Source organism: Halalkalibacter suaedae (assembly GCF_017939705.1).
Taxonomy (GTDB): Bacteria; Bacillota; Bacilli; order Bacillales; family Bacillaceae_D; genus Halalkalibacter; species Halalkalibacter suaedae.
Genome location: NZ_JAGKSQ010000001.1, coordinates 349,517 through 362,025 on the forward strand (window position 1 = coordinate 349,517; position 12,509 = coordinate 362,025).

9 protein-coding genes and 1 other annotated feature are annotated in these 12,509 nt (G+C 39.0%); of the genes, 4 read left to right on the forward strand and 5 right to left on the reverse strand.

Annotated elements, in window-relative coordinates:
- Nucleotides 1-59 precede the first annotated feature (59 nt).
- From J7W16_RS01670 to J7W16_RS01680, 3 genes are all read right to left on the reverse strand, one after another.
- The gene (locus J7W16_RS01670; protein WP_210595191.1) at nt 60-1,241 is read right to left on the reverse strand and encodes an FtsW/RodA/SpoVE family cell cycle protein; all 1,182 of its coding nucleotides are present in this window, start codon (nt 1,239-1,241) and stop codon (nt 60-62) included.
- A 43-nt stretch (nt 1,242-1,284) separates the two neighbouring features.
- Nucleotides 1,285-2,439 (reverse strand): putative lipid II flippase FtsW, encoded by a 1,155-nt coding sequence (ftsW, locus tag J7W16_RS01675; protein ID WP_210595192.1) that lies wholly within the window; start codon nt 2,437-2,439, stop codon nt 1,285-1,287.
- Nucleotides 2,440-2,592: 153 nt separating this feature from the next.
- Complete coding sequence (locus J7W16_RS01680) at nt 2,593-4,230, reverse strand: putative polysaccharide biosynthesis protein (protein ID WP_210595193.1); 1,638 nt, start codon at nt 4,228-4,230, stop codon at nt 2,593-2,595.
- 145 nt (nt 4,231-4,375) lie between these two features.
- Between J7W16_RS01680 and J7W16_RS01685 the strand changes: the two genes are divergently transcribed.
- Complete coding sequence (locus J7W16_RS01685) at nt 4,376-5,644, forward strand: BaiN/RdsA family NAD(P)/FAD-dependent oxidoreductase (protein ID WP_210595194.1); 1,269 nt, start codon at nt 4,376-4,378, stop codon at nt 5,642-5,644.
- A gap of 207 nt (nt 5,645-5,851) precedes the next feature.
- Here the strand turns inward: J7W16_RS01685 and leuS are convergent, their stop codons facing one another.
- Both leuS and J7W16_RS01695 read right to left on the reverse strand, forming a co-directional pair.
- A complete protein-coding gene (gene leuS / locus J7W16_RS01690) occupies nt 5,852-8,275 on the reverse strand; it encodes a leucine--tRNA ligase (protein ID WP_210595195.1) in 2,424 nt (807 codons plus the stop codon).
- Nucleotides 8,276-8,367: 92 nt separating this feature from the next.
- Nucleotides 8,368-8,592: a binding site (T-box leader), on the reverse strand.
- 64 nt (nt 8,593-8,656) lie between these two features.
- A complete protein-coding gene (locus J7W16_RS01695; protein WP_210595196.1) occupies nt 8,657-9,874 on the reverse strand; it encodes an MDR family MFS transporter in 1,218 nt (405 codons plus the stop codon).
- A gap of 157 nt (nt 9,875-10,031) precedes the next feature.
- Here J7W16_RS01695 and mnmL point away from each other — a divergent pair, with 157 nt between their 5' ends.
- The 3 genes from mnmL to J7W16_RS01710 all read left to right on the forward strand — a co-directional run bounded on the left by mnmL (nt 10,032) and on the right by J7W16_RS01710 (nt 12,199).
- Complete coding sequence (gene mnmL / locus J7W16_RS01700) at nt 10,032-11,003, forward strand: tRNA modification radical SAM protein MnmL/YtqA (RefSeq protein ID WP_246879793.1); 972 nt, start codon at nt 10,032-10,034, stop codon at nt 11,001-11,003.
- Nucleotides 11,000-11,569, forward strand: coding sequence for a tRNA 5-(aminomethyl)-2-thiouridylate-methyltransferase MnmM (gene mnmM, locus J7W16_RS01705; protein ID WP_210595197.1), 570 nt, complete (start codon nt 11,000-11,002; stop codon nt 11,567-11,569). The genes mnmL and mnmM overlap by 4 nt, the downstream gene beginning before the upstream one ends.
- 66 nt (nt 11,570-11,635) lie before the next feature.
- A complete protein-coding gene (locus J7W16_RS01710) occupies nt 11,636-12,199 on the forward strand; it encodes a beta-class carbonic anhydrase (RefSeq protein ID WP_210595198.1) in 564 nt (187 codons plus the stop codon).
- Nucleotides 12,200-12,509 lie beyond the last annotated feature (310 nt).

The following is a 12,509-nucleotide window of genomic DNA, read 5'->3' on the forward strand; positions in this document are numbered from 1 at the left end:
GCCATGAAAGCCATAGCTGGATTTTTTATAATATGCATTCATTGTGAGAAGGTGCCCTCTTACATACTCTGTTCTTCAGTTTCAAACATATAATGTCGTGTCCTCATATTAACATTTAAGACAATACCCATTGCTAGCATATTGGTAATAAGTGCACTTCCCCCGTAACTAATGAAAGGTAGCGCTAACCCCGTTATTGGCATTAACCCAATCGTCATAGCGATGTTTTGGAACACTTGAAAGACAAGAAGACCAATAACACCTGCAACCAAATACGTCCCATATAGATTATTGCATGTTAAAGCAATAATAATCATTCTGTAAAACAATAGGAAATAAGTTACAATTAGAACCATTGCACCAAGAAAACCAAATTCCTCACCAATCACTGTAAAAATAAAATCAGTATGGATTTCTGGTATGGTATCACTTTGAGTTTGAACACCTTGCATAAAGCCACTTCCATGAAGCTGACCAGCTCCAATTCCTCTAATTGCCATGACTAGTTGATAACCATATGAACCCTGGTGCTCATATGGACTTAACCAACCATAGATTCGCTCTAATTGGTGGGGTTCAATGAATGTAGAGAACAGTTCGAAATGATTATTATGAAGCCAAATCAAAGTGAGAATTCCAGTAAACGCACTAAGACCAAGAAAAAGAAGGATTCTCCAAGCAACGCCGGAAAGCAATAGCATTGTTGCAATAACACTCGCAACAACTAAGGCTGTTCCTAAATCAGGTTGAGTTAATATAAGGAAAAAGGGTGGTAAACCAACTGCAAATACTTTTGCAACAATAATTAAATCCGATTTAATATCCTTTTTCCCTCGATCGGCAGTGATTCGAAACAATAAATGGGCTAAGGCAAAAATTAAGATGATTTTCATAAATTCGGAAGGCTGAGGTTCAGCGATCCCAATATCAAGCCACCGTGTTGACCCGTTTTTATACACACCGAGTGGTGAGTATGCGACTAACAAGAGTGCCACTAAACCTAACCCGTATAAGGGAATGGACAGATACTTGAAAAAGTCGTAATCCAAGATCATAACTCCAACCATAATAACAACGCCAAGACCATAAAAAATAAGCTGTCTTTTCACATAAAAAGTCGGATCATCACTATATTGACCTGACCCACTGTATATTGCTAGCAAACTCCAGCACATAAGGACAAACATTAAAAAGAGCAATGTATAGTCTAGCTGTTGAAAGCCTGTTTTTCTTTCCTCCATTTGATCCTCCACCTATTCAACAGCTATTTCAGGATTAGATAAACTAAGCCGAAAGCTGCATTTCGTCCATATTTTCTTTCAGTCGTTTTTGGCGAATCGTATTTCTTGAAATATTCGCTAGAATCGCTAAAGAAACGAATGTAATAAAAAGAGACGATCCGCCGTTACTTACAAGCGGTAGGGGTATACCGGTAATTGGCAGCATTCCAGTTACTGCTCCAACATTAAATAACACTTGAATAGCAATTTGAAACACAATTCCAAAAGCCAATAAGCTCCCAAAAGGACTTTTACACTTGGTACCAATCATCACACCGCGAAATATAATAACCATATAAGCAACGATAACGAATAGAACACCAAATATACCAAGTTCCTCCGAGACAATAGCAAGGATAAAGTCTGTGTGTGGTTCCGGTAAGTAAAATAACTTTTGAATACTTTGTCCAAGTCCAGTTCCACTTAATCCACCATTCGCCATCGCGATATACGCTTGGACCAACTGCAAACCAGAGCCATTTGCATCAGCAAAAGGATCCAAAAAAGAAACAAGTCTTCTTAAGCGGTAAGGCTCCGTTACTGCTAGTAGCATAAATAGAGTTGATCCAACGAGTCCAAGTCCAACTAAATGTCTTAGCTTAGCCCCAGAGAAAAAAACAATTAGTAACGTGACTAGTAAAATGGAAGTCGCTGTACCTAAATCAGGTTGACGCATGATCAGACCAAACACAATAGCGACAACGACTAATGGAGGCAAAACCCCTTTTATAAATTGATCGATATATGCTTGTTTCTGCGAATATACTTGTGCTAAATAGATAATCATCCCAATCTTCACAAACTCTGAAGGCTGGACTCTTAATGGACCAAAATCAATCCAGCGCTGGGCACCATTAACCGTTGCCCCGAGTCCTGGTATGAGAACCATTATTAAAGAGATAATTGCCATTACAATAATATATGGTGAAAGCTTTTGATAAAAGCGATAAGGAATATGCATAATTAGCAGAAAAAAGAATGAAGCAATACAAAACCACATAAATTGTCTTTTGACAAAAAAGTAAGGATCATTAACGTCTGCTAAGGAGAGCCCTTTAACGTAACTAGCACTGAAAACCATCACCAAACCAAAAGCGGCTAGTAGGAAGGTTGTTATAATAAGTATCCAATCATTATCTTTTCGAAACGAATAGTTCATTGCACCCTCCAACCTCACATAAAAGCTTCTAGCTTCTCTATTATTTAGTACTAATTATTTAGCTATACGTTAGTATTCCTTAATTATATCAAACGACTTATATGAGAAAAAGAGGCTTTCGTTGCCAATCTATGTCGAAACGAGCATAACGCATTAAGTTGACCCATTCATTTTCTTATTCTTATTTAAAATTCGGAATCGATTACCAAGAACTTGTCCAGCTAGATTAGTACGGTAAGACAAAAACATATAAATAATTAATCCAGCTCCTGCCCCCAATATTAGAGTAGCAAATTGCCCGAAACGAGATGGCTCCGTCATAAATTCCTTCATACCCACATTAATCGTAATAACACCAATTGCCATAACAAATGAGAATAGTGAAATAAGGATCGTTCGTTTTAAGATAAAGCGATAATTAAATTCTGCATATTTACCTATCGCCCAAACTGTAATGCCGAGTGAGGCAAAATAGCCAAGATATGTAGAAAAAACTCCACCAAGCGGACCCATTAGAACGAGCAGCCATTTTGTTGTCATTAATTTCATCGTTAAACCAACTGCTAGAGCGATCACTGCGTATTTCTGTTTATTGATTCCCTGCAATATTGCTGCCGTTACCGCAAATAAAGAAAAGAATAATGCGATTGGGGCATAATAACGTAAAATAAAACCGCCTATTTCTATATCTGCCAAGCCATATAAAGAACCGAATACAGGATATGAAAGAACAGATAGACCTACAGCAGCCGGAATCGTTAAGAATAAAATGATTTGAAATGTTTGGGTAATCTGTTTTTGTAATATTCCTTTATCTTGGTTCGTGAATGATTTTGTAATCGTTGGAATCAACGTAATTGACAATGCCGTCGCTAAAGCCATTGGAATTAAGATAACCTTATGAGCTGTTCCTGAAAAAACAGCAAAATACGTTTCAGCTACAAGCTTATCCCAACCATTACTTGTGAGTGTTTTATTAAAGGTAAACATATCAATTAATTGATACAAGGGCAGTGCTAGACCCACAAATGAAAGGGGTAATGCGTAGGCAACCAACTCCTTGTACATGCTTTTAAATGAAAGCTTGTGATCAACCTTACTTAGTTCAATTTGTTCTTGGATTGATTGCTTTCTTTTGAACCAATAAGTTAGCAAAACCGCCAGCCCGCCAAGTGCACCGACAAATGCACCAAACGTTGCAAAACCAACTGCTTTTCCTGTATTTCCATTCATGACTTCAACAATGACAAAGGTAATTGACAAAATAAAAATAATACGTACAAGCTGCTCTACCACTTGAGAAACAGCCGTCGGTCCCATTGATTGAAAACCTTGGAAATAACCACGAATCACAGACATAATTGGAACAACTATTAGTGCAACACTGACCATTCGTATTGTAAAAACAATATCTTCATAGGAGTTACCTTGCAAGTCTGATGTATCGACAACCATTGGAGCAAGCTTAGGTGCAGATAAGAAGAGTAAGAGAAAAGCAATGAATCCACTTATTGATAAAATAAAAAGTCCTGATTTGAATAAACGGTGTCCTGTATTGTAATCACCTAATGCATGATATTTAGAGACAAACTTTGAAATAGCTAATGGTACCCCAAGTGTTGCCAAGCTTAATAAAACAGTATAGGGTAAATATCCATACTGGTATAATGCAATCCCGGTTTGGCCAACAATGGCTGTAAAAGGGAAAATGTAAATGAGGCCAAGAATTTTCGAAGCGATTGTGGCAGCTGTTAAGATAGCCGTCCCTCGCATTAATTTTGAATCTGACATCCACGATTCCTTCTTTCTAGTCGATAAACTCTAATGCATTTTACCATATCCACAGACGAGTTGCTCAGTAAAACATTCCATTTTGTGAATAAACATGCTACTTTTGATTAAATAGTTCGGCTACAGATCTTAATGAGGTGAAATAATGAAACAAGATGTAATTGTTATTGGAGGCGGTCCATCTGGACTGATGGCGTCGATTGCCGCCGCTAAACACGGTGCTCAGGTCCTTTTAATTGATAAAGGAAACAAACTAGGGAGAAAGCTAGCAATCTCTGGTGGTGGACGATGTAATGTGACAAATCGAATGGAAATTCAAGACCTTATTGCCCACATACCTGGAAATGGACGCTTCATGCATAGTCCTTTCTCTGTTTTTAATAATGAAGACATTATTGACTATTTTGAAGGGCTTGGAATTGCATTAAAAGAAGAGGACCGCGGCAGAATGTTCCCTGTTAATAATAAGGCGACCACTGTAGTTGAAACGCTCCTCAATCAAGTAAGGTCTCTTGGTGTTCAAATTAGAACGAACACAACCGTTAGAACAATTGAGTATGAGAACGAAGCCGTTAAAGCCGTTAAATTAGACAATGGTGAACTTATACAAACGTCTGCTGTCATAGTCGCTACTGGTGGGAAATCTGTACCCCATACAGGTTCTACAGGAGATGGTTATCCATGGGCTGAAAAAGCAGGCCATACAATTACCGACTTATACCCTACTGAAGTGCCTATCACGTCAAATGAGCGATTCATCAAAGAGAAGAAACTTCAAGGTGTATCCCTAAGAGATATTGAACTAACCGTGTACAATCCAAAAGGAAAAAAGATTAAAACTCACGATGGTGATATGATTTTTACTCACTTTGGTATTTCAGGGCCCGCTACCCTTCGTTGTAGTCAGTATGTCGTTAAAGCTCTTAAGAAATTTAGTACACCAACAATCAAAATGGAGATTGATTTATTTCCAAAACAGTCTAGTGAAAGCCTCTTTCAGGAAATCTTATCAGAGGTCAAAGATAATCCAAAGAAGTCTTTAAAAAATACGTTAAAAGGACTTGCTGTTGAACGCTTCTTACTTTTTGTTTACGAATCACTTTCAATCGACTCCCAGCTAGATAGTCAGTCAATTCCGCACGACCAGTTAAGAGCCATTGTTAAGATGTGTAAACAGTTTGAAATCGAGGTTAATGGAACTCTATCGATCGAAAAGGCGTTTGTCACTGGCGGAGGCGTCTCAATCAAAGAAATAGAACCTAAAACCATGCATTCAAAAAAAGCAGAAGGCCTATACTTTTGTGGAGAAGTTCTCGATATTCATGGGTATACAGGTGGGTATAACATTACAGTCGCTTTTTCCACAGGCTATACTGCCGGTAAGTCAGCAGCGGAACATGTTTTGCACAGATAATATCCACATTACACACAGATTTAATAATTATTTACCCACGATCGTTCAATTTTCTACAAAAAACGCGTAGTTTCACGCCTCGATCAAAAATGAGCGGTGTGGATAATCGGTGCTTATCCACACACCTGTCCACAAGTAGGTGGATAAATAGATGAAAAAAGGGTGTCTTTCGTTCAGTTGAACGAGAGACACCCTTCATTTTTTGATCTATCCTACAACAATGTTTACAAGCTTACCAGGTACAGCAATAACCTTACGAATCGTTTTATCTGCAATTGCTTCAATTACTTTTTCATCTGCACGAGCAATCTCTTCCATTTGTTCACGTGTTGCATCTGCTGGAATGATTAGTTTCGTACGTACTTTACCGTTTAATTGAACAACTACTTCCACTTCGTTTTCGACAAGCTGCGACTCATCATATGTTGGCCAAGCTGCATATGATATTGTCTCTGAATGTCCTAGCTTTTCCCAAAGCTCCTCAGCTACATGAGGGGCAATCGGTGCCAGCATTTTCACAAAGCCTTCCATATACTCTCGCGGTAACACGGTTTGTTTATATGCTTCATTTATGAATACCATCATTTGTGAGATCGCAACATTAAAGCGAAGCTCTGTCATGTCTTCAGTTATTTTCTTAACTGATTGGTGATAGGCCCTTGTTAAACTCTCCTCACCGTTTGTTGCTTGAATCGCTTGATTTAACTCACCAGTACGCTCATCAATAAACAATCTCCATACTCGATCTAGAAAACGACGAGCACCATCAAGACCATTTGTTGACCAAGCAATCGAACCATCTAACGGTCCCATAAACATCTCGTACAGACGTAGTGTGTCAGCACCATGGCTTTCAACAACATCATCAGGATTTACGACATTTCCTTTTGATTTACTCATCTTTTCATTATTTTCACCAAGGATCATTCCTTGATTATATAATTTCTGGAATGGTTCTTTCGTTGAAACAACGCCGATGTCATATAAGAATTTATGCCAGAATCTCGCATATAGTAAATGCAAGACAGCATGTTCAGCTCCACCGATATAAATGTCAACTGGAAGCCATTTTTCTAATTTATCTTGATCGGCTAATGCTTCTGTATTTGTTGGATCAATATAGCGTAAATAGTACCAGCAGCTACCAGCCCACTGTGGCATTGTATTTGTTTCTCGACGTCCTTTTAGACCCGTCTTTGGATCAGTAACCTCAAGCCATTCTTTTTCATTAGCTAGTGGTGACTCGCCTGTCCCTGAAGGTCTTATTTCTTTCATTTTTGGTAAAACAAGCGGAAGCTCCTCTTCAGGCAATGCAGTCATTGTCCCGTCTTCCCAGTGAATAATCGGAATCGGTTCACCCCAATAACGTTGACGACTGAAGAGCCAATCACGTAAACGATAGGTTACTTGTTTTTTCCCAACATGATTTGCTTCAAGCCATGTAATCATATTAGTAATTGCGGCTTCTTTTCCAAGTCCATTTAAGAAGTCTGAATTCACATGTTCGCCTTCACCTGTATATGCTTCCTGTTCAATATCTCCACCAGAAACGACTTCACGAATGTCTAGATTGAAAGCTTTCGCAAATTCAAAGTCTCTCTCATCATGTGCTGGAACAGCCATAATCGCACCAGTTCCATAGCTAACTAATACATAATCAGCAATCCAAACTGGAATCTTTTCACCATTAACAGGGTTAATCGCATAAGCACCAGTAAAGACCCCTGTCTTCTCTTTCGATAATTCAGTTCGTTCAAGATCACTCTTAGCCGCAACTTTGACCTTATACGTTTCAACATCCTGTTTTTGATCTTCTGATGTTATAATGTTCACTAATTTATGTTCAGGTGCCAACACCATGTAAGTTGCACCGAACAATGTATCAGGTCGTGTTGTAAACACCTTAACTTCCTCATTCTGATAGCCGTCTACCTTAAAGGTAACTTCAGCCCCTTCAGAACGACCAATCCAGTTACGTTGCATATCTTTTATACTTTCAGGCCAGTCAAGCTCTTCTAAATCTTCAAGAAGACGATCTGCATATGCTGTAATTTTCAACATCCATTGCTTCATCGGTCGACGTTCAACTGGATGACCGCCACGCTCACTTTTCCCATCAATGACTTCTTCATTTGCTAACACCGTTCCAAGGGCTGGACACCAATTGACAGCAACTTCATCAATATACGCCAAGCCTTTTTCGTACAACTTCGTGAATATCCACTGCGTCCATTTATAGTAACCTGGATCTGTCGTATTCACTTCACGATCCCAGTCATAAGAAAAACCAAGAGCTTTAATTTGACGACGGAAATTATCAATATTTTGCTTTGTGAAAATAGCTGGATCATTCCCAGTATCAAGAGCATATTGCTCTGCTGGTAAGCCAAACGCATCCCACCCCATTGGATGAAGCACATTATATCCTTGCATTCGTTTCATTCGCGATAGAATATCAGTTGCCGTGTAGCCCTCTGGGTGACCTACATGAAGTCCAGCTCCTGATGGATATGGAAACATATCCAAAGCATAAAACTTTGGCTTATTCTCTTCTTCCTTTGTTTTAAATGTTTTGTTTTGTTCCCAGTACTGTTGCCATTTCGGCTCAACATGCTCGTGTGAAAAAGACATTTCTTCTGCGCCTCCTAATAATGTGTATCTTCTCATACGTCATTAAACGTATAGTTAAGTCAAAACAAAAAACCCCCATCCCTAACAAACCTGTTAGGGACGAGAGTTTAATCCCGCGGTACCACCCACATTAATAAATGTACATATAGACATTTATTCACTTAAAACGCATAACGGGCGTGATCCGTTGAAAACTACATAACGATTCGCTTTCAAAACTCAAAGGCGAGTTCACAATAGAAGTTCGACTGACTCGCACCTTCCGTCAGTTCTCTGCATTCCCAACTATAGCTACTATTCCTTGTCAACATTAACGTATGAACTTATTAGTATTGTATGAATTCAGAACCTCGCTGTCAAGCAGGTCCATAAGAAATTCACTCATATTTCCGAAGTGACAGTTTGATTCTCATCTAAGATCACATTTGTTTGCGGTCTTTTTAGAGGATAATCATAAATAGTTAGAACAGCAATGGCCAGTAGAAACAACATCAGTAAAGCATAAATAAGCATTGAAATCGAAAACAGATCGACAATCATACCACCAAGTAATGGCCCTACCATCCGACCACCTGTTGCAACACTATTGACAATTCCTTGATAAAATCCTTCCTTACCTTTAGGTGCAAGCTTATTGGCAATCGTTGGAACAGCCGGCCATACAAACATTTCACCGATTGTTAGGATAATCATTGCCACTAGAAACATTGAGAACACACTCGCCTGCAATAACACCACGTACGACAGCATAAAGATAATCACACCAATAATCATTTGCTGCTTAAGGGTATGAACCCACTTTCGAATGACCCAAGATAACAATGGCTGAACACAAACGATCATCAAGCCATTAATTGTCCACAAGAAACTATAATGTTGTAGTGAAATGTCCAATGTCTGCATATGAACAGAAACATTTGCCTGCCATTGCGTGTAAGCAATCCAACAAATAAAAAAGGCAATTGACAATAAAGTCAACGCTTGGAGTCGATAATTACTTCGAAGAGATAGCTTCGGCTTAAACGAAATGGCCGCATGCGATTCCTTCGATCCCTCTCCAATCGTACGAAAACAAATAAGAATGAATAAAAGCAACCCGATATACATGATAGCATTAGCTGAAAAAACAGCAGTTAACTGAATAGAGGCTACAACACCTACGAGGGCTGTTCCAAGGGCAACTCCAACATTCTGAGCAACATAAATGGCATTGAAAGCTCGTCTTCCCCCTTCAGGCCATAAGCTCCCCGCTAGTGCATACATGGCTGGAAAGATTAAGCCAGTTCCAAAGCCAATTCCAATTAACAAGAACATGTAGAAATAGAATGTATTAAAAAACACAAGGACTAGAGCACTAACTGATGTGACCGTAACGCCTAGGACCATTGTTTTAAACGCACCAATTTTGTCAAACATTCTACCACCAATTAAGTTACCAATCACACCTGCACCTGCATTTAACATAAGAACAAAGCCAGCCATAGTAAGTGATTTTCCAAGTTCCTGATGAATGATAATGGCATTTAATGGCCATAGAAATGAGGCACCGGTAACGTTGATAATCATCGCTATAATAAGTAACCAAAGTGACTTCGGCATACATGTTTCCCCCTCTAAAAATATCCCTTCGCCATCTTAGGTTATTCCACCAGAAATCGCAATACTTTTTCAACTAATAATTTCGACAAACGAAGCTTTGTTGTTAGAATGAGCTCATGCTAAAATAATAGGATCATTGAAAGTAAAGGAGAACGCTATGTTAGAGTCGGACCAAAGTCAAATGATACCGGAAATATTCGGAGAAAAACGATATTATTCCTGGAATCACTATTTACGTAATCAATTCGGTGAAAAAGTATTCAAAGTTCCATTGGATGCAGGGTTTGACTGTCCTAATCGAAATGGGTCTGTTGCATATGGGGGCTGCACATTTTGTAGTGAAAGAGGTTCTGGTGATTTTGCGGGAGACCGTCAAGATGATCTTGTTACTCAATTCAATCAAATTAAGAATCGGATGCATCAAAAGTGGAAGAGCGGTAAATACATCGGTTACTTTCAAGCCTACACAAATACCTTTGCTCCTGTAGAAACATTAAGGGCCTATTTTGAAGCCATTCTTCAGCAGGAAGGTGTTGTCGGACTTGCGATTGCAACAAGACCTGATTGTCTTCCAGATGATGTAGTCGAGTATTTGGCTGAATTAAATGAGCGAACATTTCTTTGGATCGAGTTAGGCTTACAAACCGTTCACGAAAAAACAGCAACACTTATTAATCGTGCACACGATTTTCAATGTTATGTTGAAGGCGTCAATAAGCTCCGAAAACACAATATAAATATTTGTGCCCACATCATCAATGGACTTCCTATGGAAAATGAAGAAATGATGATGGAAACAGCTCGTGAGGTAAGTAAGCTTGATGTCCAAGGAATTAAAATTCATCTGCTTCACTTATTGAAGAGAACCCCTATGGTGAAGCAATATGAAAAGGGACTACTTGAACTAATGAGCTTCGAAAGTTATATAAAAACAGTCGTTGATCAACTTGAAATTCTTCCACCAGATATGATCATCCATCGTTTAACTGGTGATGGTCCTGCCGATCTGATGATTGGCCCGATGTGGAGTCTCAATAAGTGGAAGGTGTTAAATGAAATTGAAAATGAACTAAGACTACGAGGAAGCTGGCAAGGGAAATATTTCAGTAATGAAAGAGTGATCGAATGAAGCTACTAGGTATTTTACCATTTGCTCGTTTTTTATTAGAACAAGCACTAAAGCCGGGGGATATTGCGATTGACTGTACGATTGGAAAAGGGAACGATACCGTTTTTCTTGCAAACCTAGTTGGTGAAACAGGACATGTGTATGGATTTGATATCCAAAAAGAAGCAATTTCCTTTACAACAGAGCGCTTATTGAAACATCAAATCAATGATGTATCGCTCTACCAGCTAGGTCATGAAAATGTCGGAGCGATCGTTCCAGTACAAGAACACCACAGGGTAAGAGCTGCTATTTTTAATCTTGGTTATTTACCTGGTGGAGATAAATCCGTTGTCACCAAACCTGAATCAACCATTACTGCCATTAAAGGCCTGTTCAAGATGATGGCAAGTGGTGGCATCATCGTACTTGTGATCTATCATGGGCATGAAGAAGGAAAAAAAGAAAAAGAAAGTATTGATTTATTTGTGGAAAACTTCAGCCAGCAAGAAGCCCATATTCTAAGTTACCAATTTATTAATCAAGCTAATAACCCTCCCTATATTGTCGCGATCGAAAAGAGATAACACTTGACTTCTACTTCTAAACGCTAAAAAATAGGAAGAAAGTAGAAAATGAGGGGGGAATCATTTTTGACACTATTAGATAAAATATTGAATCATAATGATGAGTTTGTATCTACAGAGCAATATGTTAAGTTTCAGACAACAAAGTTTCCTAATAAAAAGGTTGTCATTCTTAGCTGTATGGACACTAGGTTAATTGAATTATTACCTTCTGCTATGAACATCAAAAATGGCGATGCGAAAATCATAAAAAATGCAGGTGCCATCATCTCACATCCTTTCGGAAGTGTGATGAGAAGTATTTTAGTCGCCCTTTACGAGCTTCAAGCAGATGAGGTAATGATTGTTGGTCACCACGGCTGTGGGATGGCAGGGCTAGAATCTAAAAGTGTCCTTGAAAAAGCTGCGACAAGAGGAGTAGATATGCAACAGATTCGAGACCTAGAGTTTCTAGGTATTGATGTAACAAGCTTTCTAAAAGGATTCGATAAAGTAGAAGATAGTGTTCGACATAGTGTGGAAATGGTTAACAAGCATCCCTTACTACCAAATGACGTCCCAGTTCACGGTCTCGTTATTCATCCAGAAACAGGCAAGCTAGACCTTATTATCGACGGCTATAAGAAATGATTAACTTCACCAAAAAGGAGAAAATTACACCTTTTATATCATACAAAAAATGCCCTTGAGAACTGAATCTCAGAGGCATTTTTATGTATATTCGTCTTTGCAACATTAGCAAGAAGACAAAACGTCACCAATTAGTAAATACAAAGGACTTTCAAAAGGAAGTTAGTTCTCGTTTCTACTCATATAAAGCGGACGGGATGGGAGGGCCGACTCCTGCAGGATGAGAGGGCAGGTGGAAATCCACCGGCAAAGCCGGTTAGTTCCACGCCCGCCTGCGGAAAGCGTGCCCCCCATCCCGGTAGCGGAGTCG